The sequence below is a fragment of the Acinetobacter sp. 1130196 genome (assembly GCF_000588095.1).
In the GTDB taxonomy this organism is placed as follows: Bacteria; Pseudomonadota; Gammaproteobacteria; order Pseudomonadales; family Moraxellaceae; genus Acinetobacter; species Acinetobacter nosocomialis.
In genome coordinates, this window is record NZ_JFWX01000026.1 from 1 (window position 1) to 23,025 (window position 23,025).

At 37.8% G+C, this 23,025-nt stretch carries 17 protein-coding genes, 1 tRNA gene and 2 pseudogenes; 8 read left to right on the forward strand and 12 right to left on the reverse strand.

All coding sequences use genetic code 11. The features are described 5' to 3' along the window. Together J671_RS25220 and J671_RS26315 are read left to right on the forward strand one after the other, a co-directional pair. A partial coding sequence (locus J671_RS25220) for an IS30 family transposase (protein ID WP_000295858.1) occupies positions 1-335 on the forward strand: 335 nt, incomplete at its 5' end. Between the two features lie 8 nt (positions 336-343). Further along, a pseudogene (locus tag J671_RS26315) lies at positions 344-424 on the forward strand (GNAT family N-acetyltransferase); the annotation flags it as partial. Between the two features lie 71 nt (positions 425-495). Here J671_RS26315 and posA read toward each other — a convergent pair. Further along, positions 496-4,494 carry a delta-poly-L-ornithine synthetase PosA gene (gene posA / locus J671_RS17100; RefSeq protein ID WP_031982937.1) on the reverse strand — a complete coding sequence of 1,333 codons (3,999 nt, stop codon included), beginning with the start codon at positions 4,492-4,494 and terminating at the stop codon, positions 496-498. A gap of 618 nt (positions 4,495-5,112) precedes the next feature. On the opposite strand from posA, the pseudogene J671_RS17105 reads away from it, so the two are divergent. Beyond that, positions 5,113-5,632: pseudogene (locus J671_RS17105) on the forward strand (SgcJ/EcaC family oxidoreductase). Positions 5,633-5,710: 78 nt separating this feature from the next. Here the strand turns inward: J671_RS17105 and J671_RS17110 are convergent. Both J671_RS17110 and greB read right to left on the reverse strand, forming a co-directional pair. Further along, positions 5,711-5,800, reverse strand: a tRNA-Ser gene (locus J671_RS17110). Positions 5,801-5,889: 89 nt separating this feature from the next. Next, positions 5,890-6,384, reverse strand: a complete 495-nt coding sequence (gene greB / locus J671_RS17115) for a transcription elongation factor GreB (protein ID WP_002048569.1) — start codon at positions 6,382-6,384, stop codon at positions 5,890-5,892. A 372-nt stretch (positions 6,385-6,756) separates the two neighbouring features. On the opposite strand from greB, the gene J671_RS17120 reads away from it, so the two are divergent. Next, positions 6,757-7,869 (forward strand): transglycosylase SLT domain-containing protein, encoded by a 1,113-nt coding sequence (locus tag J671_RS17120; protein ID WP_004707379.1) that lies wholly within the window; start codon positions 6,757-6,759, stop codon positions 7,867-7,869. A 91-nt stretch (positions 7,870-7,960) separates the two neighbouring features. Here the strand turns inward: J671_RS17120 and J671_RS17125 are convergent, their stop codons facing one another. Both J671_RS17125 and ttcA read right to left on the reverse strand, forming a co-directional pair. Next, positions 7,961-8,344, reverse strand: a complete 384-nt coding sequence (locus J671_RS17125; protein ID WP_001110719.1) for an SCP2 sterol-binding domain-containing protein — start codon at positions 8,342-8,344, stop codon at positions 7,961-7,963. Between the two features lie 208 nt (positions 8,345-8,552). Beyond that, on the reverse strand, positions 8,553-9,458 hold the full coding sequence (gene ttcA, locus J671_RS17130; RefSeq protein WP_031982939.1) for a tRNA 2-thiocytidine(32) synthetase TtcA: 906 nt from the start codon (positions 9,456-9,458) through the stop codon (positions 8,553-8,555). Positions 9,459-9,962: 504 nt separating this feature from the next. Between ttcA and J671_RS17135 the strand changes: the two genes are divergently transcribed. Further along, a complete protein-coding gene (locus tag J671_RS17135; RefSeq protein ID WP_031982940.1) occupies positions 9,963-10,829 on the forward strand; it encodes a lytic transglycosylase domain-containing protein in 867 nt (288 codons plus the stop codon). Positions 10,830-11,086: 257 nt separating this feature from the next. Next, positions 11,087-11,992 (forward strand): protease HtpX, encoded by a 906-nt coding sequence (htpX, locus tag J671_RS17140; protein ID WP_002048489.1) that lies wholly within the window; start codon positions 11,087-11,089, stop codon positions 11,990-11,992. Positions 11,993-12,031: 39 nt separating this feature from the next. On the opposite strand, the gene J671_RS17145 is transcribed toward htpX, so the two are convergent. Both J671_RS17145 and J671_RS17150 read right to left on the reverse strand, forming a co-directional pair. Continuing rightward, a complete protein-coding gene (locus J671_RS17145; protein WP_004707378.1) occupies positions 12,032-12,610 on the reverse strand; it encodes a DUF4112 domain-containing protein in 579 nt (192 codons plus the stop codon). Positions 12,611-12,682: 72 nt separating this feature from the next. Then, positions 12,683-15,778: a multidrug efflux RND transporter permease subunit gene (locus tag J671_RS17150; RefSeq protein WP_031982941.1), complete on the reverse strand. Its 3,096-nt coding sequence runs from the start codon at positions 15,776-15,778 to the stop codon at positions 12,683-12,685. 264 nt (positions 15,779-16,042) lie between these two features. Here J671_RS17150 and J671_RS17155 point away from each other — a divergent pair, with 264 nt between their 5' ends. Further along, positions 16,043-17,182 carry a glycerophosphodiester phosphodiesterase gene (locus tag J671_RS17155; protein WP_022575218.1) on the forward strand — a complete coding sequence of 380 codons (1,140 nt, stop codon included), beginning with the start codon at positions 16,043-16,045 and terminating at the stop codon, positions 17,180-17,182. Between the two features lie 44 nt (positions 17,183-17,226). On the opposite strand, the gene J671_RS17160 is transcribed toward J671_RS17155, so the two are convergent. Continuing rightward, complete coding sequence (locus tag J671_RS17160; protein WP_031982943.1) at positions 17,227-18,189, reverse strand: MBL fold metallo-hydrolase; 963 nt, start codon at positions 18,187-18,189, stop codon at positions 17,227-17,229. Between the two features lie 107 nt (positions 18,190-18,296). On the opposite strand from J671_RS17160, the gene J671_RS17165 reads away from it, so the two are divergent. Then, positions 18,297-18,671, forward strand: coding sequence for a diacylglycerol kinase (locus tag J671_RS17165; RefSeq protein WP_004707370.1), 375 nt, complete (start codon positions 18,297-18,299; stop codon positions 18,669-18,671). Between the two features lie 171 nt (positions 18,672-18,842). On the opposite strand, the gene groL is transcribed toward J671_RS17165, so the two are convergent. The 4 genes from groL to J671_RS17185 form a co-directional block, all read right to left on the reverse strand. Further along, on the reverse strand, positions 18,843-20,477 hold the full coding sequence (groL, locus tag J671_RS17170; RefSeq protein ID WP_002048605.1) for a chaperonin GroEL: 1,635 nt from the start codon (positions 20,475-20,477) through the stop codon (positions 18,843-18,845). Positions 20,478-20,535: 58 nt separating this feature from the next. Continuing rightward, positions 20,536-20,826, reverse strand: a complete 291-nt coding sequence (locus J671_RS17175) for a co-chaperone GroES (RefSeq protein WP_000065579.1) — start codon at positions 20,824-20,826, stop codon at positions 20,536-20,538. A 185-nt stretch (positions 20,827-21,011) separates the two neighbouring features. After that, positions 21,012-21,770 carry a metallophosphoesterase family protein gene (locus J671_RS17180; protein WP_002048510.1) on the reverse strand — a complete coding sequence of 253 codons (759 nt, stop codon included), beginning with the start codon at positions 21,768-21,770 and terminating at the stop codon, positions 21,012-21,014. Further along, complete coding sequence (locus tag J671_RS17185) at positions 21,751-22,689, reverse strand: diacylglycerol/lipid kinase family protein (protein WP_004885536.1); 939 nt, start codon at positions 22,687-22,689, stop codon at positions 21,751-21,753. The genes J671_RS17180 and J671_RS17185 overlap by 20 nt, the downstream gene beginning before the upstream one ends. Positions 22,690-23,025: the final 336 nt, after the last annotated feature.

Sequence of the window (23,025 nt, forward strand, 5' to 3'; positions counted from 1 at the left end):
TACCTGCAGAACTGCGTAAAACGTTGACCTATGACCGTGGACGCGAGATGTCAGAACATAAAATACTCGAAGAAGATTTAGGCATAGATGTATATTTCTGTGACCCACATTCACCTTGGCAAAAAGGCACATGCGAAAATATGAATGGTTTAATTAGGCAATATTTACCTAAAGGGATTGATTTAAATCAGGCAGATCAGCATTATTTAAATCAAGTTGCCATGTCACTGAATACTCGTCCTAGAAAGGCGTTAGATTGGCTTACACCATTAGAGAAATTTGCTCAGCTTGTTGATTATCATATGGCTTTTGAAACTGTCGCACCTCATGTTTGAATTCGCCATACTTTCAAGCTATAAGTTTCAGCAATCATATTCCTTCAGGAGAAGTTACTTATCATGAAGCATTTATGGCAACTGAATAAATAAGTTCGCTTACAACACATAGTAAAAAGCCTCTGTTTCTACAGAGGCTTTTTTTCAATTCAACAATTTATTATTTATGAACCCAAGGCACAGCCGGTGAACCAATCCAAGCAGATTTAGCCGGAATATTTTCACCTTTCATGACTAATGTTAATGGGCCTAGCACAGCATGGTTACTCACGTTTGCATTATACAAAATAATACTACGTGTATTTACCACAACATCGTTACCAATATTCACTTGTCCGATTTTCATAATACGGTCTTCAAACAAGTGAGTTTGTGGACCCGAGAAGCTATTAAACTCAGCACGGTCACCAATGCTTACACAGTCAAACTCTGTAATATCAGCCGTATCCATATAGACGTCTTTACCAATACGAACACCTAAAATACGCAAGAAGAATGGCAACATTGGCGTTCCTCTTAAGTAGTTTAAGAAGTTAGGAATCGCAACTGACTCATATAAGCTTGTAATCCCTTCGCTCAACCATACAAACATAGTCCACATAGGAGCTGAACGTGGCTCATAACGACCAATCAAAATCCACTTCAATAACGCAACAATAACGAAGCAGCCTACACCATAGAGCAAACCAGCAAGCGTTAAAGCTAACAAACCAGTTGGAATGTTGTATTTGTTAATAACATCAATAATCTCAAGCACGATCATATAACCTACACCAATCGCAAGAGCGGCAGGGAATACAACACGAAGACCTTCAATAAAACCACGCATTAAACGGCGTTTGATACTTGGTAAGAATGTTAAATGATCTGGATATTTCTCAGCAGCTTCACGTGCAGGCAGCAATAACGGTGGTGAACCAAACCAAGTTTGACCATCGTACATTTCAACGTTATCAGGTGTCTTAGATTGCACACCAATCAAGACATTGTCAGGCAACACAGTACCATCAGCAATATAAGCACTGTTTCCGACAAAACTACGGTTACCGATAGTCGTCGATTTCAAAGTCATCCAGCCGCCTTTGATTTCTTCATCACCTAGCATTACAGCATCGGCAATAAAGCTTTCTTCACCCAAAGTCAGCATTTCTGGAATAACACCGTTTGCGGTAGAAATTTCAGTATTTTTACCTACTTTTGCACCGAGCATACGGAACCATGTTGGCGCATAAATGGTCGCAAACAAGCCATGCAAGGTTTGTAAGCTTGTTTCCAAGATTTGAGACGCAAACCATTTACGGTAATACGTACCGCCATGAACCGCATACCTTCCTGTTTCAAGACGAGGCAATGCAACTTTACGAATGACTGAAGAGATCACAGCAGTAATCATCATCATCATTGCACTAGCTGGGATCGCTAAAATGAAGTAGTACAGTGCGATTTGTAAATGTTCATTCGGGTTAATATTAAATACGTTTGCATCTAACCAGTCGACCAACAGGAAGCTTGGGAAAATTGGAATAAAGAACAAACACGCAATAATTAACGCACTAATTCCATAATATGCATATTCTGCAATTTTACGAATAAACGATAATTTTGGACGCTCTGGTAATTTATCGTGATCATCTACATGCCCAATTTTCTTCGCAGGTGTACCATCCCAGATTTCTCCAGCTGGTACCACTGTGTCATATTCAATTGAAGTTAAGGCATTTACATGAGCTTGTTTTTCCAACACTGTATTTTCTTCTAATACAGCATAAGAGCCCACATAACTGTCTTCTTTTAAGTGAATTGAACCTAACACCAAGTGACCATGTTCGACTTTGGCATTCTCTAAGTTTACTTGAGAGCCAATGCTCACCCCATCTTCAACAGTAAGTAAAGACGGCATACGAATATGCACTGAACTAATGGTGACATCATGGCCGATTTTCGCACCAAGCGCTTTCAAATATAAGTTAAGTAAAGTCGAGCCTGATAAAAGATAGACTGGTGAAATGTTGCTAATACGGTCTGCTAACCACCAACGGAAATAGGTTAATCCCCATAATGGATATTGCCCTGCACCAACGCCCATCATTAATAGTCGTTTTACCGTAATTGAAACCACAAAACTGGCAATAATTACGCTGATATAAACCAATAAAGACATCGCGATTGCATTTGGAATACTATCTCGTGTTCCACCGGTAAAATAATGATAGGTAAAGAATGGCGCTAACCACTGCAAAATGTTAATCGAAATTAAAACTGGAATAGTAATAAACTGAGCAATACCACATAACCACTTATAAGTTTGATTACGAGGGTTATCTTGTCCAATCTGGCTATCAAATACAGTAGGCGTTGGTTGCTCTAGCATGAGTGCAGCAATTGCCCCAACCCTTCTCGCTTGATATAAGTTTTGAATAGTTAAGTGGCTATATTCCGGATGTTCACGTAGGTTCGAAATTAAAACCGCCGCTAGAAGTGAATGCCCACCTAGGTCATCAAAGAAATCTGAGTCGAGTTTAATCGGCATGTTTGGAAACAAGCGATTTAAAATACCAAATAAAACTTCTTCGGCCGGGTTCTGTGGTTGGTCAGATTCACTACGGTCAATCACACTCGTAAGTGGTCGTGCTTTTAAAGCCTTACGGTCAATTTTTCCTGACAATAAACGCGGAACTTCTTCAATAATTTCAAAACGGTTTGGCACCATATAAGGTGGTAATCGTTGGCTGAGATTATGGCGAATCTCTTTAATTTCGATTGCTTTCTTTGCATCAATTTCTGGTGCAATAAACGCAATGAGCTGGTCAATACCGTCTTCAGGACGAAGTATAACTGCCGCAGTACCAATACCTTCAATATCGCAAAGCGCAGCTTCGATCTCACCGAGTTCAACACGGAAACCACGAATTTTTACCTGATCGTCGGCACGTCCCAAGCAATGTACTTGTCCAAATTCATCAATTTTAGCCAAGTCACCAGTACGATAGAGCGATTGTTCATCTGGACCTTCTGCCCAAGGGTTTTGAATAAACTTATCAGCCGTTAAATCAGGTCTGCCTAAATATCCTTCTGCCACACTTGGCCCGAAAATACAGAGCTCACCTGTTTCACCTTGGGGTAGTAATTCTCTTTCAGCGTTTATGACCAACATGCCATAGTTTGGTAAAGGCTTACCAATGGTAACAAGTTTGCCACGCTCCAATGCCTCAAGACTTGCCGTAACCGTAGTCTCAGTTGGACCATACGTATTAAACATTTTGTGATGAGGCAATGCCCAACGGTCAACCAGTGAATCCGGGCACATTTCCCCACCTAAGTTAATAATTCTTAAGTTAGGTACATCTTCTGGGAATAAAGCAAGTAAAGTCGGTACAGCATGTAATACGGTAATGTTTTCTTGCTTTAATGTTTGGCATAAACGTTCAGGGTCACTCACAAGTGACTTAGGTGCAATCCACAATGTTGCACCAACCAAGTAAGAAAGCCAGATCTCTTCAAACGACATGTCAAAAGCAACAGAAAAGCCTTGATAGACTTTATCTTGCTCTTCAATACCCAAAACATTATTTTCACTACGTAAAAAGTGGCAAATATTTCTTTGGGTAATCACGATCCCTTTCGGCTTACCTGTTGAACCGGATGTATAAATGATATACGCAGGTTGTTCTGGGGTCGTTTTAGCTAAAGGGATATTTTCACTAAGCGGCTTTTGCAATTCAGTATTGGTCCACTTTGTTTGTGGTACTTCATCTAAATGTGCATACCATTCATCTGTAGTAATCATTCCTACAGCTTCGGCATCTTCAAGACAAACTGCTATACGGTCAGCCGGCGTATCCATATCAAATGGAAGCCATGCTGCACCACTTAAACAAATTGCCAACTGAGCTTTTAAAAGCTCAATACCACGAGGCAACCATAACCCAACAATATGACCTGGTTTTACCCCTCTTATCGTCAAATGCTGAGCCATGATTAAAGCTTGCTGATATAACTCACCATAACTCAACGTTTTATCTGCTTCAATTAAAGCCGTCTTATCAGGAAGAGTTTGTGCAGTATGGACAAAAATATCGGCCAAGACTTCATGCTGCAAAAATTCCGGATGATACTTTCCACGAATAATATTATTCGTGTTTGTTACAAACTGGTTCATTTTTATACTCTCTTTAATTTTCTGATTTGGCTCAAATGAAGTCATGTTTGTTTTTGTGACCCATTAAAGAAATCAAGATATGTCATAAATTAAATAATTGAACTTAAATCAAGATTAAAGTTTTAGTTTTAAAGTCTATTTAATAATATATAAATTCCGATTGTTTAGGCTCATTTTTTCTAAAAAAATTAAGCTCTTAGCTACAATATTTTAATTTCACCACACTCATCAGGATGAAAAACGTACAAAAACAGCCAAGTAAAAACCTATAATTCACAAGATTTATATAACTCTAATTTTAATAAAACTAATAAATGCTATCCGATATACAAATTCTCCATATTTTAAACTTAATTGATTCATTGTGAACATTTAAAAAGTCCTAAAATGGAAAATTCTATTTAAATTTTTAGAGGGTATTTAATTATTAACAATATATTAAAGTCATTATGAGTCATTTCTATTTATCTTATATTTTTATCTGTATTTTTCTAAAAAACCTTTGCGATTGCTTAACTCAAGCTTACATATGTTTAATATCGTTTAGTTATGAGGGAACACTCCCTATTTTGCGCTGCAAGTATTGTTTGTTTATATAGAATCTCAAACATATGAAGAATGAGAGCTGCTGTTACGTTTAAGCAGGTCGAAGTCCCTTCATTTATAATACATTGAAAATAGACTTAAGAACTTAAATAGTAGGGATCATATGAGTCAACACATAATAAACCCAGAAGACATTCCCCTAGCATTTCAAGCCGCTTGGAATAATCATGATATGAAGGCCTTTGCAGCGCTTTTTCATCAAGATGCGACTTTTGTTAATCGTTTCGGTCATTACGTTAAAGGCATTGATGAAATTATTGCTCTTCACCAGCCTATTCATGACACCATCTATAGCGATTCAACACTAGAGAATGAACTCATAGACGTCACCTCTTTAACTAATGATATCTGTATTTCACATTTTTGGAGTCGTCTAACCGCAGGCTTAGCTCATCCCCAGGGTCCCCATCAAATTGATACCCTCCTTCTCACCGTCCTTGTTAAGGAAAATAACTCTTGGTGTATTCAGGCGCTAGAAAATGTGACTTTAACGAACCCACGCACAGGAGAGATCATACTTAGAAATTTATGAAACAGAGCAATATAATTTTTTAAGTAATTTATAGACATAAAAAAAGCCCTTGTCATTAACAAGGGCTTTTAAGAATTTTGGCGGAAGCGGTGAGATTCGAACTCACGGAGGACTCACACCCTCGTCGGTTTTCAAGACCGGTGCATTAAACCGCTCTGCCACGCTTCCAACGAGCGTTATAATATAAACAAAAATGCAAGTTGGCAAATCTTTTATTTAATTTTTAATTCAAACGCTCAAAATAAAAACAAATCTATTTAAATTTCATCATTTTTAGGCTTTTCATAACGAATTGCATTGATATACCAAAGCTTTTTACCTAAAGGAGTGTGCACTTCAACCTCATCATCGACTTGTTTACTCAAGAGTGCACGTGCCATTGGCGACTCAATCGAGATATGTTGAGGATGATGATCATAAATTTCATCAATCCCTACGATACGTAAAGTTTTTTGTTCACCTTCTTCATTTTCAATTTCGACCCAAGCGCCAAAGTAAACTTTGCCTTCTTGCTCGGGAGCATAATCGACAATTTTTAACTCTTCTAAACGTTTTCCTAAATAGCGTACCCGTCGATCAATTTTTCTAAGCAGCTGCTTATTGTACTGATAATCGGCATTTTCACTGCGGTCGCCAAGGCTTGCCGCCCAATTCACTTTCTTTGTGATTTCTGGTCGTTCTTCATGCCAAAGTTGTTTTAATTCAGCAACTAATTTGTCATGTCCTGACCGAGTGATTAAGTTAGATTTCATGATAAAAAACCACTGATGAACAACATACTGCTTACAAGATGTAGCATTTTATACCCTATTTACTCATATCAGAAGTGTATAAATTTTCTTCCTTAATAAATTCATGTTGTTATGTTGATATATCGAATATTTAATTGTTCAAAATTTGACAATCTTTTTTTTGAAGATTATGATGCGCGCATCTTAAATGTTGAGTATTTTTTAACCCAACCAAAAACTTTGTAGATTTTCTACATAGTTTATTTTTTTCATTTCATGTCATTTTGAATGACGTCATGACTGCCCACCCCTTATTGAATTTATCAACTTTTAAAAGTTATGGCAGCTTTTTGTCTGGCTTTTAGGGCATAAATTATCTGTAGCGGAGACAACATGCACAGTAATTCAAGTTCTGGGTCGAGGCTTGGCCTTAGCTCTTTATTTTCTTCTCTCCCATTGAAAGTTCTTGCACTCAGCACTATGTTTTTTCCCTTTCATAGTATTAATGCAGGAAAAACCCTACAGTACAATACTGTAGTTAACACCAACACATTAACCGTAGTTGCTGTAGAAAGCCCAACTACTGTTTTTAAAGAAGATCAATTTTTACATGGCTTCGGTTATGACTTGGCTCGTAACTATGCACAAAGCTTAAATGTAAAGTTGGACTTCAAAATCGTGGCAGATAACGCCACCGCACTCAAGTGGGTCCAGCAAGGTAAAGCAAATCTTGCCATGACGACCGCGAGCTTAAGCTCAATCGAGAACAAAGGTTTAATGTCTTTTTCTGCAAGTTGTGGTGACATCGTAAATTTGCAAAAAAATGGATTAAATCCCGATTTAAGCTGGGTGTTTAAACAAGCAGATGATCCTCTTACACAAACAGCCAGTGGTTTTGTTTGTCAAAGCAAGCAAAATGGTCTGACTCAACAACTGGCTTCATTTTACAACCGTAACGTTGTAAAACCTGAGTCTTGGTCGACGATTCAACGTGATATAAGTACACGTCTACCTATTTACAAAGCCAGCTTTAAACAAAGCGCGGCCAAGTATGATTTAGATTGGCATTTGCTTGCAGCAATGAGCTATCAAGAATCGTATCTTAAGCCAGAGTCTGTTTCACCAACAGGCGTACGCGGGTTAATGATGTTAACCAACAGTACAGCTCGGGCAATGGGTGTAAGTAACCGTAGCGATCCAGCGCAAAGCATTCAGGGCGGTGCGAAATATTATGATCTCATGCTAAGTGAGTATGGTGATATTCCCTACCCAGATCGTAACTGGTATGCCCTTGTGGCCTACAATATGGGTCCGGGAGCAGTCAACCAGATCCAGAAGCGCTTACAAACCCAAGGAAAAGACCCAAACCAATGGGTTAATCTCTATGACTATTTACAACGCAATCAAATGCGAAATGGTCGATACAAACAAGCGGTACAGTATGTGACTCGTATCCGTGCTTATCTTGAGCATATTAAAACGGCTCAAACACGAATCAATATCTAGTTTTATTGTTTTAAAAGTTGATAAATTCATTGTTTGTATCAATAAAAAGCTTACCTCTTGGGGTAAGCTTTTTATATGAATTCTTTTAGAATTAAGCTGTTTGTTCTAATACTTTCTTGAACAAATCTTTTTGTTCTTGGCTTGGTTTAGCTGTTTGTAAAGCCATTAACTGAGACATGTCGCCTTGAACTTTAATTTTACCAGTCATGAATGCTTGCATAGCTGCAGCCATATCAAACTCTAGGAATACTTTACGTAAAGTTTCAGCATCCATGTTTAAAGTTGTTTTGGCATTTGAAGACAAACCTTTTTGGATTTTACCCCCATCTAACGCTAATTCGGTATTTCCAGAAGCATCTGTAACTACTAAATTAATTGCCAAATTCGCAAGAGCTGGTGGCAAATTAAGATCACCTGCTTCAGCAGTTAATTTTTCGACAGTCGCAAACCAATCATCAGTTAAAAATGCAGGCATGATTCTTCCTCAAATTTATTTGTTCAATTTCTCTAGTTAGTTGCCTATCCAGACAACATCATATGAAGCACTTCTGCTTGTGCGTTGTTATAGCATGTAATTTTAAGGTTGGGCTATGACTTTTTGTACGGAACATTCATTTTTTAGTATTTTGATACATTAAAGGCACTTGTTTATAAAATGCCTTTAATTGACTTACTTAATTGTTTTATTCAGCAGCAAAACTTAAGTTCACGACATCTAAACGTTTTTTAAGTTCTTCAGGGTCTTTAAAGTCGATCTCGCGCTGAGAATCTAGCGCTTCGAAATCAAACAAATCACGGTCTGCTAACTGAGACGGAGACACGTTTTGTAACGCACCAAAAATACTGTGTAAACGTTTCGGATATTGTTTATCCCACTCACGTAACATTTCATTAAGCATGGCACGTTGTAAGTTCTCTTGTGAACCACAAAGGTTACACGGGATAATTGGGAACTTACGTAATTCGGCATATTTGATAATGTCTTTTTCTTCAACATAAGCTAAAGGACGAATCAAAATATTTTTCTTATCCGAAGACAAAAGCTTAGGTGGCATTGCTTTTAAGCTACCGCCATGGAATAAGTTCAAGAAGAAAGTTGCAATGATGTCATCACGATGATGGCCTAACGCAACTTTAGTGGCACCAATTTCTTGAGCAAAGCCATAAAGCGAACCACGGCGCAAACGTGAACACACTGCACAGTATGTTTTACCTTCAGGTGTTAAACGCTTGGTAATGGTATAAGTGTCTTTTTCCAAAATGTAATATGGAATGTTATTTTCTTCCATATAGCGTGGTAACACATCTTCTGGAAAGTCCGGCTGTTTTTGGTCAAGGTTAACCGCAACAATATCAAAGTTGATTGGTGCAATACGTTTGAACTGCAACAAAATGTCGAGCAAGGTATAACTGTCTTTACCACCAGACACACACACCATGACCTTGTCACCATCTTCAATCATGTTGAAGTCACGGATGGCATGTCCAACTTGACGGCGAAGCTTCTTAAGCAAACGATAATAGGCCGAGCTTGTTGGAAGTTCAGGCTTAAAATTAAATCCTTCGTTGGACTCAACTGGCGCGTACATAGACGAGATATACCCATAAATAAAAATACCGCGCAATTTTATATGATTCGGACGGGAATCGCATCAAAAGAATAGTTTCAATTCTTGAAGTCGTCATAATGCTCAGGCATGATGCAAAAGCAGTGCTCCATTTTGACCGACGAGTTCATTTTTTGCGCAAAATGCTTACTTTTTGGACTTTTCCACAGTTTTCCACAAAACCTGTGGATAAAATTGTGGATTTCTTAATACTTGACAAACTGTTTTCACCTTCTGTTAAGGGTTTTATTTAAATTGATCATTTTTTAACCAATGATTTTTGCCTTTAATTTTCAAATAGTTAGACAAGTCAATAGAATCATTTTAAAAATTTTTTTTAATTTTTTTTGATGATCATTCGAACAAAACAGCTTGATTTTTTAAAAGAGCAAAAATAAAAAAAATTACACAAAACTTCTTTCTGTAATATTTTTTGATAAACTCTTTGACTAGTTACGAATACCTTAAAATTGTGAATAACATAAAATGAAAAATTCGGTTCAATATCTTTTTTCGTGTTTACTGGGGATGACCACTTTTTCGGTAGGTATAACACCGACTTTAGCGGGTCAAATGTACATTTACCAAGACAAAAATGGCAGCACTTTACTTACTAACCGTAAAAGCTATGACCATTCACTCAAGAAAGTAAAGGTGACTTACTACCCCGATAGTAATATTCATAGTTATACAAACTGGGGCACTTCAGAAGCTTCTGTTCTACCAAGCTATAGCAAAAATAAAAATGCTTTTGACCATATTATTAAACAGGCAGCACAACAGCATGGTGTATCCGAAGGTCTAATTAAGGCAGTCATGCATACCGAATCTGGTTTTAATGTGAATGCTCACTCTCCTGTGGGTGCGCAAGGTTTAATGCAACTCATGCCAGCTACTGCTCGCCGTTTTAACGTATCTAATGCTTATGATCCTCAGCAAAATATCTTTGCTGGTGCTAAATATCTAAGTTGGTTGCTCAAACGATTTAACGGCAATACGCAAATGGCTCTTGCGGCTTATAATGCAGGTGAAGGGAACGTGGATAAATACGGCGGCATTCCGCCATTCCGTGAAACCCAAGATTATGTACGACGAGTCACAAGTCGATATCAAAACTTATATTCTTCTGGTGTAAGCCTTTCATCTTTTAGTAATTCAAATATTTCTACCCAGACTGTAAATCAGCCAGAGTTGACCCAAACCACCACAACTCAACAAGTATCGGCTAAACCTGTTAAATATTCTTCTGCACGCCAAATCGTGACATTGTCTGATGGCACCTATACCGATGCACCAACAGGGACTTATGTCACCAATAATGCAACGGCAATTGCCCATATCAGAATTGAGTAAAATTAAAAACCGCATACTTTGCAGCTCATGCTTTAATAAGGCCCATCGTCTAAAAATTGTAATGATCTATTACCCCGACCCTAGTATTTAGACGGGCCTTATAAATAACTTGTTTAATTTGAATACATTCGTATACCGGAAAGAATGTATCGATTCCTTATTTTTTCCTTGAATTTTTCCCCCAAGCGCCGCATATTAGCTGAGTGATTTATAATTTATAAATCAGATAATATTTTATTTATAAGAGGATTTTCTCAATGATGCGGATTGGTTTGTTTTTGCTTACCAACCTCGCGGTACTGGTTGTAGCTGGCATTATTTTGTCACTCTTCGGTGTCGGTAGTTACCATGGCGCGGGTGGCTTAAATCTAGGCAACCTTTTAGTCATCTGTTTTGTGTTTGGTATGGTGGGCTCTTTAGTCTCTCTATTTATGTCCAAATGGATGGCTAAGAAAACTACTGGTACAGAACTGATTGACCCAAATGCTCCTCGTAACCAAGCTGAAAGCTGGTTATTGCAAACAGTCGCTGAACTTTCTCAACGTGCTGGTATTAATATGCCAGAAGTTGGTATCTTCCCTTCATATCAGTCTAATGCTTTCGCAACAGGCTGGAATAAAAATGATGCGTTAGTTGCCGTTTCAAGCGGTCTACTTGAGCGTATGAACAAAGATGAGCTACGTGCCGTGCTTGCGCACGAGATTGGTCACGTTGCAAATGGTGACATGGTTACCTTGGCACTCATCCAAGGTGTTGTAAACGCCTTTGTTATGTTCTTTGCTCGTGTAGTAGGTGATTTTATCGACCGTAATGTTTTTGGTCGTCAAGACAATGAAGCACCTGGTATGGGGTACTTCCTCATTACGATGGTTTTAGATATCGTGTTCGGTATTCTAGCTTCTGCTATTGTAATGTGGTTCTCTCGTTACCGTGAATACCGTGCAGATGAAGCCGGTGCACGTTTAGCTGGTAAACAAGCAATGATTTCTGCTTTATTACGTTTGCAAGCTGAAACAGAGTTACCAGACCAAATGCCAAAAGAAATGAAAGCGTTCGCGATTGCGGAAGGTAAAGAACAAGGTTTCAGCTTAGCTGCTTTGTTCCAAACTCACCCAACGATTGAACAGCGTGTCGCAGCTCTACATCAGTTAGATTGCCCATAACACAGTAAATAAAAAAGCCTCCAGTTGGAGGCTTTTTTATTAGGCTGAATGATGGGCCAGTCCCCAAAGAAAACTAATCCCCCACCACATTGCTAAACCAATCAGAACAAGCACCAATACCCCTAATAAATCCGGTATATGTAGCCATAGCCAACTCACAACAGGATTACGCCAGAAGGCTGAGTGTTGCTGTTTCTTTTCAAGCTTTTCATGTAAATACGGATGAATAACATGTATATCACTTTGAATCGCATATTCTTCACGAATATGGGTATGAACCACATCTAATGCTTTTCTACTAGGACGTATAAAAATATCGAAAATAGTTCCTGCAACTGGTACACACCCCACCACAGCATCGACTACAGCCAATTTTATGACGGGAGTAAGCTTGTGCTGTGGCACACCAATTTGCTTGGCTTTATATATGGCGTAGCAAGTCAGGACAAAACCCGCAACATCGCCAGCAATTGGAATAGTACTTAAAGCAGCATCGGCACCAATACCCTGCTTTGTAAAAGGAATACGGACGGCGCTATCCATCATGGTTGCAAACTTGGCAAGGTCCCGTTCCAGTGCGATGACCTGCTGCTGTGTTAGTTTTTTTTCTTGAGGCATCTAAATCAAATATATGAAGAGAAGTTAAACTTAATATACTTGATTTAATGCCTGTTTTTAAATTGTTTGCTTTTAACTTGAAGCTTTCGATTTAAACAATGAACGCAATAACACATACATAACTGGAATAAAGAATAGAACCAGTACAGTACCAAACATTACGCCACCTAAAATACTAATACCAATTTCTTGGCGGCTCACCGCACCAGCGCCTTGTGCAAATACAAGTGGAATCACACCTGCACCAAAGGCTAAAGAAGTCATTAAAATCGGTCTTAAACGCAAGCTTGCGCCTTCTAAAGCGGCCTGAATAGCATTCTTTCCTTTCTCTTGGGCTAATGCAGCAAACTCAACAATTAAAATTGCGTTTTTACATGACAATCCAATCGTGGTTAGAAGTGCAATTTGGAAATACACGTCATTTGGTAAACCAAAGATATAAGAGAAAATGACACTTCCTCCTACACCTAGCGGAATAGAAGTCATCACGGCAGCAGGAATACTTAAGCTCTCATACAAAGCAGCTAAACATAAGAAAATAAAACCTGCCGAAATCAGATATAACCATACCGCCTGATTGGTCGACTTCTGTTCTTCAAAAGACAGACCAGTCCAAGCCAAACCAATATCTTTTTGCTGGTTGACGAGTTGTTCAACATCTTTCATAGCCTGACCAGAACTGCTACCACCGGCAACATCAGCCTGTAACTGTAAAGCACTATATCCCATATAGCGTTTTACAATTTCTGGTGCCCCACCCCAGCTAAAGTTAGCAAACGAACTAAAAGGCACCATTTCATTTTGATTATTACGCACAGACCAATTATATAAATCTTCAGGTTTAGATCTGAACTCGGCATCGCCTTGAATCATGACACGTTTAATACGTCCCCGATCAATAAAGTCGTTTACGTAAGTTCCGCCCCATGCACTCGACAAAGTGTTATTAATTGCAGAGAGTTCCAAACCATTTGCCAAAGCCTGTTTCTGGTCAATTTTGATATTCAGATTTGCTTTACTATTGGTAGACTGCTTATCAAAGTTTTCAAACGTTGAATAGTTTTTATTTTGAGCCTGTAACTGACGGAACATACCATCTAAGAAGTTTTGCCCTTGTCCATTTAAATCTTGAATCCAGAAATCCAAGCCATCAGTCTGCCCCAAACCATTTACCGAAGGAGGTAAGGTCACGTTAATTTGAGCATTACTAAAATTTCTGAAATATTTCATTGCACGCTTTTGTATAGCGTCAGCCGAGTCCTCTTTCGCCGTACGTACATCCCAAGGTTTTAAAGCAATAAAGCCTTGCGCTAAATTTTGTCCTGTCCCGGCATTATTTCGACCGTAACGAATTAAAACCAGATCAACATTTTTATCTTCTTTAGTGAGAAAGTATTGGCGCACTTGTTCACCAATTTTCTGACTTTCAGAAATTGGAGCACTGTCTACCAGCTTAATTTGCACACTTAAAATACCTTGGTCTTCTTTAGGAATAAAGCCGCTTTTTAAACCACTGTAGAAGAGCATAAAAACTGCAATCAGCGCCACAAAAATCACAATAACCGATTTACTGTAATGAATACTCGTCTGAACAAGCTTGATATATTTATTTTTAAGTTGATCAATTTTTTGGTTAAACCACACTGCCCAGCGCATAGGTTCAGGATTAGGTTTTAAAATTAATGCACACAATGCAGGCGTTAAAATGAGTGCAACCGTAAGCGATAATGCCATAGCAGCAACTAAAGTAATGGAAAACTGACGGTAAATCACGCCAATTGAACCACCTAAAAAAGACATTGGAATAAAAACAGCAGTTAAAACCAATGTAATGCCGACTAATGCACCGCTAATTTCACCCATTGACTCAATTGCTGCTTCTTTTGGAGTTAAGTGCTGTTCATGCATGAGCCGCTCAACGTTTTCAACTACCACAATCGCATCATCAACCAACAAGCCGATAGCAAGTACCAGAGCAAATAACGTTAATGTGTTAATACTAAAACCAAGCACATATAAGACTGCAAAAGTTCCCAAAATCACAACCGGAACGGTAATACTCGGAATGAGTGTTGCACGCCAGCTTTGCAAAAACAGGAACATCACCAAAATTACCAAAATAATGGCTTCTACAAGCGTCTTTACAACTTCCTTAATCGACTCTTGAACAAACGGCGTATTATCTCGTGGATAAACGATTTTATAGCCTGCTGGTAATTTAGCGGCGAGCTGATCTAAGGTTTGATGGATGAGCTTAGAAGTTTGAATAGCATTTGCGCCCGAGGACAAAGATATACTTACACCCGCAGCAGGATAACCATTAATCGTGTTGAAAGACTGATAGTTTTCTGCGCCAAGCTCAACTCTTGCAATATCTTTTAAATAAACATAACTCGCCGTTTTATCTGACTTTACGACAATATTTTTAAAATCATCAACAGTCTTTAGTCGAGAACCTGCCGTCACTTTTGTATTTAGATATTGACCATCAATGACTGGTAAATCACCGATTGCACCTGCAGCAACTTGGGTATTTTGAGCAGTGATTGCATTAGCCACATCACTTGGCATTAAATTATATTGCTTTAACTTGTCTGGATTTAACCAGATACGCATCGCATATTGCGAACCGAACACATCCGTTTCACCCACCCCTTCAATACGGTTTAAGTTATCAACGACATGTGTAGTTAAATAGTCCGACAGCTCAATATTTCCGGTTTTACCAGTCGAGTCGTATAAACCAATTACCATAAAGGTATCGCCTAGTGACTTACTGACTGTCACCCCTTGACGTTGTACTTCATCTGGTAAACGGCGTATGACACCACTAATACTATTTTGGACTTGGACCTGAGCAGTATCGGGGTTGGTTCCATTATCGAAACTAATGGTAATTCGGCTACGTCCTGATGAATCACTTGATGAGCTAAAATAGAGTAAGTGATCAATCCCTTGTATTTGTTGTTCTAAAATTTGGGTAACACTTTGCTCAACCGTTTGTGCATCTGCTCCGCTATAACTTGCCGACACTGTAATTTTCGGGGGTGCAATATCGGGATACCGTTCTACGGGCAAGTGCATCACCGAAAAAATACCAAAAGCCATGACAATGATCGCCAGTACATTGGCAAAAATGGGGCGCTGAATAAAAAATTTAGATAGCATGGCTGCTCGGTATGATGTCGTTAATTAACAGGAGTAAATGCCGCTTTGAGACCTTGTGATCATCAACGAGCGGTGTAAAAAAGACAAGTGGAATTAAAACAATAAATGTAATTAAGACAAAAACAAAGCGTGATTCACTATTTCCAACAAAGCAATAAAGAACCAGTTAAATAGTGTCACTTAAAATTCATGAATTCTTCATGATCACGTCAAACTAAATCCTAATACTTGAGTCGTTTCAACTAAAACAATATGAGTAGAATTATGTTTAGAAAAGCACTTTTATGTTTAAGTTTAATTGGCTTGGTCGGTTGCAATGACGATGATAAAACCGAAACAACCCCAACTACACCAGAATATCAACTTCCTAAAATTTTAGTGATTGGACACCGCGGCGCTAGCGCTTTACGTCCTGAACATACTTTGGCTTCATATCAAAAAGCGATTGATGATGGTGCTGACTTTATTGAACCTGATCTGGTTTCAACAAAAGACGGTGTATTGGTTACTCGTCATGAAAACGAAATTGGTGGTACTACCAATATCAGTACTCTTGCCCAATTTGCAGACCGTAAAACCACAAAAAATATTGATGGTGTCAATTTAACGGGTTGGTTTACGGAAGACCTCACTTTAAATGAATTACAACAAGTTAAAGCACGTGAACGTATTCCTGAGTTCCGACCAGCAAATACGGCTTATAACGATCTGTATTCAATTCCAACACTTGAACAAGTCATTGAACTTGCCGAAGCAAATTATAAAAAAACCGGAAAGATTATTGGCTTATATATTGAAACCAAACATCCAACTTATTTTAAAAACAAAAATTTGGCCATGGAAGACACACTTCTTAAAACTCTTGCCAAATATCAATATACACGTGATATTGCCCCTATCTATTTGCAATCGTTCGAAGTCAGCAATTTAAAGTATTTAAAAGATCAACTTGATCTACATAAAACACTTAAACATGCACAAATCATTCAGTTATATGATGCAAAAACCTCTCGACCAGCAGACTTTGTTGAATCTGGTGTTTCTAAAACATATGGTGATTTAGCTACAGCGCAAAGCTTAAAAGATGTTGCTAAATATGCAAATGGTGTAGGCCCAAGCAAAAACTATATTCTCAATTTCAATAATGATGGTTCAGTACAAACTACTTCATTTATTAGCGATGCACATGCCGCTGGCTTAAAAGTACACCCATATACTTTCCGTCCAGAAAATAACTTTTTACCACAGCCTTTAAAATGTAGCGACAAACCTGCCGAGCGTTGCCCGACAGGTGCTCTAAAAGAGTTTGAAGCATATTTCAAAGCAGGTGTAGATGGCGTCTTTACAGATGACCCAGCACTCGGCCGTGAAGCAGTCAATAATTTTGAGAAAGCAACTAAATAGTTAAAGACTTAATAAAAAACAGGGCATTCAATGCCCTGTTTTTTTTACTTATCAAGACTGTTATTAAAATATAGAGGAATCCATTGGTATTGCTCTGCATTTACTTTATACACATGGCCAATTCCTGGGAATGGCAAATGTGGAGCAGCTACCCATTGCTGTTTATTTGAGATTTCAGCAAACATTTTCAAACGAGTGTTAATTGCCTGCTCAGAATTTACATCAAAATCTACACCGGTTTTTGGAGCATCAAACTGCAAAGAATGTGAGTGAACAATGTCTCCTACAAAGACAATTTGTTGACCTTTACTCTTTAATCGGAAGCTATGGTGACCCGGTGTATGCCCTTGTGTATTGATTACTTCAAAACCTTGAATGACATCGCCATCTTTAAAAGTCTTGAAAGCTTTTTTCGCTTGATACGGTGCAAGCGCAGCTTTTATATTTTTAACCGTTCCTAAATAGTTTTCTTTTTTATCTGCAGGTACAGTTTTTTCAGAAGCTGGATTTAACCAATAGTCAGCTTCACGTTCATGTGCATAAATAGTTGCATTAGGAAATACAGCTTTTCCATTTTGAGCAATACCACAAACATGGTCTGGATGTAGATGGGTTAATAAAACCGTTTTCACGTTAGCAAGTTGATAGCCTGCCAATTCAAGATTTTTAGCAATTGAACCCAACTGTGGGCCAAAACAACTTGAAGCACCACTATCAACAAGAGTTAAACTTTTACCGTCATCTACCAAGAATGCATTTACCGAAGTTTGAACCCCTTTCTCATTAACAGCGGCGTATTTTGTTAAAATTTTAGTCTTCTCAGCCTGACTCAAATTTTTAAATAACTTAGGGTCTAAATAGATGGTACCGTCAAGTAATGAGGTGATGCGGTAATTACCAAATTGATGCTTATAATATCCCGGTACTTGTTGAGCTGAGGCAGGCTCTGCATAGCTTACATGTAACCCACCCATGACAAGTCCTAATGCTACAAATAATTTTTTCATCTCTTCTTCTCTATCAAGTTATAAAGTCAAAATCTTTAAAAAAGATTTAATATTTTTTTTAAGGGCCGCGATATATAATGCATGAAAAGTGTTAAAAATATAAGTGAATGAATAGTTATTCTCCCTACAAAGGCAAAAGCGGACTAAAGCGCATCTTGAATGCGACAGGTTATTCAATTTCAGGATTTAAAGCAGCTTATAAAAATGAAGCCGCTTTCCGACAAATTGTTTTAATTAATATTGTGCTTATCCCTACTAGCTTTTTTCTAGATGTAACTCGCGGTGAACATGCACTTATGGTGGTTGTGTGTTTATTTGCAATTATTGTAGAACTATTCAATTCTGCGATTGAAGCGGTAGTTGACCGTGTATCACTTGAAAAACACCAACTCTCTAAAAATGCTAAAGATATGGGAAGTGCTGCTCAATTTGTCGCGCTTTCAATTATTGCAGTAACATGGCTTATCATTTTATTAGGTTAAAAAAAACCATGCTTATAAGAGGATAAGCATGGTGTAACAAAAAAGAGGAACTACAGCTACTGTTCCTGACTATAAGTTTAAGAATATCAACTTAACTTTTTCTTAATTTATATAAGAAATAAAAAAATCCCTGCAAATGCAGGGATTTTTTTATTTAGACGTTGATGTTTATTACATCATGCCGCCCATTCCACCCATACCGCCCATGTCTGGAGCAGCTGGTTTGTCTTCAGGAATGTCAGTAATCATACATTCTGTAGTCAACATTAAGCCAGCAACAGAAGCAGCGTGCTCAAGTGCAGAACGAGTTACTTTAGCTGGGTCAAGGATACCCATTTCTAACATATCGCCATATTCACCAGTTGCAGCGTTATAACCGAAGTTACCTTCACCTTTCTTAACTGCATTGATTACTACAGATGGCTCATCACCAGCGTTCGCAACGATTTGACGAAGTGGAGCTTCGATCGCACGACGTAAAATGTTGATACCTGCAGTTTGATCTTCGTTAGCACCTTTTAAGCCTTCAAGCGCATTTACGGCACGTACAAGCGCAACACCACCACCAGCAACAACACCTTCTTCAACTGCTGCACGAGTTGCGTGAAGAGCGTCGTCAACGCGGTCTTTCTTCTCTTTCATTTCAACTTCAGTTGCTGCACCGATTTTAATTACAGCAACACCGCCTGCCAATTTAGCAACGCGTTCTTGTAATTTTTCACGGTCATACTCTGAAGTAGATTCTTCGATTTGAGCACGGATTTGTTGAACACGCTCAGCGATAGCAGCAGCATCACCAGCACCATCAACAATAACTGTATTTTCTTTAGAAACAGTGATTTTGTGCGCTGTACCTAAATCTTGAAGAGTCGCTTGTTCTAAAGACATACCAACTTCTTCAGAAATAACAGTTGCGCCAGTCAAGATCGCGATGTCTTGAAGCATTGCTTTACGGCGGTCACCGAAACCAGGAGCTTTAACAGCACATACCTTGATAATACCGCGCATGTTGTTTACAACAAGAGTTGCAAGCGCTTCACCTTCAACATCTTCAGCGATGATAAGAAGTGGTTTACCAGTTTTAGCAACTGCTTCTAAAACAGAAATCAATTCACGAATGTTGCTGATTTTTTTATCAACAAGAAGGATGAACGGATTTTCAAGTTCAGCAGTCAAAGTATCTTGCTTGTTAGCAAAGTATGGAGAGATATAACCACGGTCAAACTGCATACCTTCTACAACGTCTAATGCGTCTTCAAAGCCAGAGCCTTCTTCTACAGTGATTACGCCTTCTTTACCTACTTTTTCCATCGCTTGAGCGATAAGTTTACCAACAGTAGTATCAGAGTTAGCAGAGATAGAACCCACTTGTTCAATTGCTTTGAAATCATCAGCTGGCTTAGCAATAGAACGGATATTTTCAACTACAGTTTTTACTGCAATGTCGATACCGCGTTTTAAATCCATTGGGTTCATACCAGCAGTTACTGATTTGATACCTTCATTTAAAATTGCTTGAGCAAGTACAGTCGCAGTTGTTGTACCGTCACCAGCGATGTCGTTAGTTTTGCTTGAAACTTCACGTACAAGTTGAGCACCCATGTTTTCAAACTTGTCTTTTAATGAAATTTCTTTAGCAACAGTTACACCGTCTTTAGTGATGTGCGGCGCACCGAAAGAACGGTCGATTACAACGTTACGGCCTTTAGGACCTAAAGTCACTTTAACCGCATCTGCAAGTACGTTTACCCCTGCAATCATTTTTGAGCGAGCTGAATCACCAAATTTTACGTCTTTAGCTGACATATTAAACTCCGAATCTTTTTAAATACTGAATCTGATAATGAATTGAGTTATGGATCGATTAGCCTTCTAATACAGCTAAGATGTCTGACTCTTTCATAATTAAGAGTTCTTCACCGTTTACTTTAACTGTTGTACCTGCATAAGTACCAAATAACACCTTGTCACCAACTTTAACATCCAAAGCACGTACGCCGTTATCAGTGATTTGACCATTACCTACTGCAATTACTTCACCTTGAGATGGCTTTTCAGCAGCAGAACCTGGCAATAAAATACCGCCAGCAGTTTTGGTTTCTTCTTCTACGCGACGAATCACAACGCGATCATGTAATGGACGAATGTTGCTCATAATTAACTCCATCAGACTTAGTCTTTTTGATTAATCGTTATTGCTTTAATCCAGAGCAATAACAAAATATTTAGATGTCACTTTTGTGGGGATGAAAAAAATGGCTTCAAGGGGAAATAAGAAAAATTTTTCTGTTTTTTGAATATTTTTTAAACAATCAAATATTTAATCTCATCTAAGCCAAATCAATCTGTAGTGAATTCAGCCTGCTGTTCATTAAACCAATAATGCTGAATCTTTCCTGTATTTGAAACCGTATTAAAGCTATTTGGATTATGATGATATAAACGAGTAGAAGTTGCTGTACCCGCATGAATATCATAAATAGGATGATCTATTTCCAGATGGTAAATTTGAGTTAAATCATATATAGCCGTTTTATGAAGATGACCATGCAGCATTCCGAATAATCCAGTTGTACTCCACTTCTCTAAGGCGATTTTTCCTAAAACCGGACAATCCTTTATTCCATGCTTATTATCGGGTGGTGTATAAAAAGGTTGATGGAAAACCACTAGCTTTAATTTATCTTTAGGCCCTTTTTGTAAACGCTCATAAGTATCTTGAATTTGTTCAATCGAAATATGACCACGCGTATGGTAACGACGGCGTATGCTATTTACACCAACAATATAAAAATGTTCGGTTTCTAAAGTTGGCTCCAGTTCACCAAAAAAATATCGATAACGAGTAAATGGAGAAAAAAAACGATTCCAGACATGATACAAAGGAATGTCGTGGTTGCCTGGCACCACTAAATAAGGAATATTGAGACTATCTAAATATTGCCGACATTTAAAAAATTGTTCGTATTTGGCACGTTGAGTAATATCTCCACTTACAACAATTACTTCAGGCTGTTGCTGAATACAGAAGTGCCTAATTGCCTCTAAACACTCTTGTTTTTCCGTTCCAAAGTGTAAATCAGACAGATGTAATAACATTCGGCACCATTATATTTAAAGCATTTTTTTCTACAGTGAAATTTAAAGGTGGTTTCATCTCTATGATTTCACCATCTAAAGCAACTGTAAGTTTCGATTTTTTTGCACATTCGACTACAACATGATCTGCACAAAAACTATATACATCTTGGGCATCTTCAACTTTACCTTGAATCCACTGCCAAAGCATATTCAGTAAACTCAGCTTATCACTTTTTGTAATTACAACTCCAGCAACTCGTCCCTGTGCTGCACATTCTGCAATTCTAAGTTTCATATCACATAGTTGTAATTGATTATTCCCAAAGAAAATAAGAGGTGCTTTAACGGGATATTTTTTACCATCTACGGTTATAGATAGCTTCATTGACTTATTTTCTCTTAACAAAACATCTAAAGCTGATGTATAGGCATGTAAAGGAAGCCTTCCTAAATATTTATTGTAGAGTTCGCGCTTTTTGATAAAGAGTGGATATAGTCCTAAACTAGCATTATTTAAATAAATATGATCATTGATTGCTGCTATATGTACTGACCGAGGAATGCCTGTAGCAATCACTTCTGCTGCTTCTAAAAGATCTAGCGGAATATCTAAAACTTTAGCGACATAGTTAAAAGTACCTAAAGGCAAGATTCCCATTGGAATAGAAGTATTCTTAAGTTTAGATGCAACAGCATTTAATGTGCCATCCCCACCAGCTGCAACAACCACCCCTATATTTTCGTTTTGTGAATGCCGATGAATAACATTATTCATCAGATCATCGAACAATGTATTTTCATTTAATTCAAATACTTGTATTTCAAAACCATGTTCAGTAAATACAGTCATCAGTTGCTCATAAACATCTTCATGTTTTGAAGCGTGAAATCCTGATTTTTCGTTATAGATGATCGAAAGAGGTTTCAAGGGCCGCATTTTATTATCGTAAAGTAAGATGTTTATTCTATTTTGTATATAAAATCACCTATTAAAAGTCTCTTTATGTAAATTTTGAATGATCTTCATTTGTTTAATCAATAATAATTCTCAAAAAAAATTTAAGAGTTAATTTATTGATTTTAAATAAAATAACTTAAGTAAATAACACACATATAACATAAAAATATAAAAGCAAAAACCATATAAAATATCATAAGCAAATGATTTTTAAATAAAAACAATCGGAATTCCAAATATCTAATTGTTAGTCTTTAGTCTTATTTTTTTTATGATTTTATGCTTTAATACAGCCACTTTTTTATTTGATCTTTC

What these genes read in the sequence shown, in the direction of transcription:
- posA (WP_031982937.1), bottom strand. Translation starts at nt 4,494, where the DNA reads ATGAACCAGTTTGTAACAAACACGAATAATATTATTCGTGGAAAGTAT.
- greB (WP_002048569.1), bottom strand. Translation starts at nt 6,384, where the DNA reads ATGAAATCTAACTTAATCACTCGGTCAGGACATGACAAATTAGTTGCT.
- J671_RS17120 (WP_004707379.1), top strand. Translation starts at nt 6,757, where the DNA reads ATGCACAGTAATTCAAGTTCTGGGTCGAGGCTTGGCCTTAGCTCTTTA.
- J671_RS17125 (WP_001110719.1), bottom strand. Translation starts at nt 8,344, where the DNA reads ATGCCTGCATTTTTAACTGATGATTGGTTTGCGACTGTCGAAAAATTA.
- ttcA (WP_031982939.1), bottom strand. Translation starts at nt 9,458, where the DNA reads ATGTACGCGCCAGTTGAGTCCAACGAAGGATTTAATTTTAAGCCTGAA.
- J671_RS17135 (WP_031982940.1), top strand. Translation starts at nt 9,963, where the DNA reads ATGAAAAATTCGGTTCAATATCTTTTTTCGTGTTTACTGGGGATGACC.
- htpX (WP_002048489.1), top strand. Translation starts at nt 11,087, where the DNA reads ATGATGCGGATTGGTTTGTTTTTGCTTACCAACCTCGCGGTACTGGTT.
- J671_RS17145 (WP_004707378.1), bottom strand. Translation starts at nt 12,610, where the DNA reads ATGCCTCAAGAAAAAAAACTAACACAGCAGCAGGTCATCGCACTGGAA.
- J671_RS17150 (WP_031982941.1), bottom strand. Translation starts at nt 15,778, where the DNA reads ATGCTATCTAAATTTTTTATTCAGCGCCCCATTTTTGCCAATGTACTG.
- J671_RS17155 (WP_022575218.1), top strand. Translation starts at nt 16,043, where the DNA reads ATGTTTAGAAAAGCACTTTTATGTTTAAGTTTAATTGGCTTGGTCGGT.
- J671_RS17160 (WP_031982943.1), bottom strand. Translation starts at nt 18,189, where the DNA reads ATGAAAAAATTATTTGTAGCATTAGGACTTGTCATGGGTGGGTTACAT.
- J671_RS17165 (WP_004707370.1), top strand. Translation starts at nt 18,297, where the DNA reads ATGAATAGTTATTCTCCCTACAAAGGCAAAAGCGGACTAAAGCGCATC.
- groL (WP_002048605.1), bottom strand. Translation starts at nt 20,477, where the DNA reads ATGTCAGCTAAAGACGTAAAATTTGGTGATTCAGCTCGCTCAAAAATG.
- J671_RS17175 (WP_000065579.1), bottom strand. Translation starts at nt 20,826, where the DNA reads ATGAGCAACATTCGTCCATTACATGATCGCGTTGTGATTCGTCGCGTA.
- J671_RS17180 (WP_002048510.1), bottom strand. Translation starts at nt 21,770, where the DNA reads ATGTTATTACATCTGTCTGATTTACACTTTGGAACGGAAAAACAAGAG.
- J671_RS17185 (WP_004885536.1), bottom strand. Translation starts at nt 22,689, where the DNA reads ATGCGGCCCTTGAAACCTCTTTCGATCATCTATAACGAAAAATCAGGA.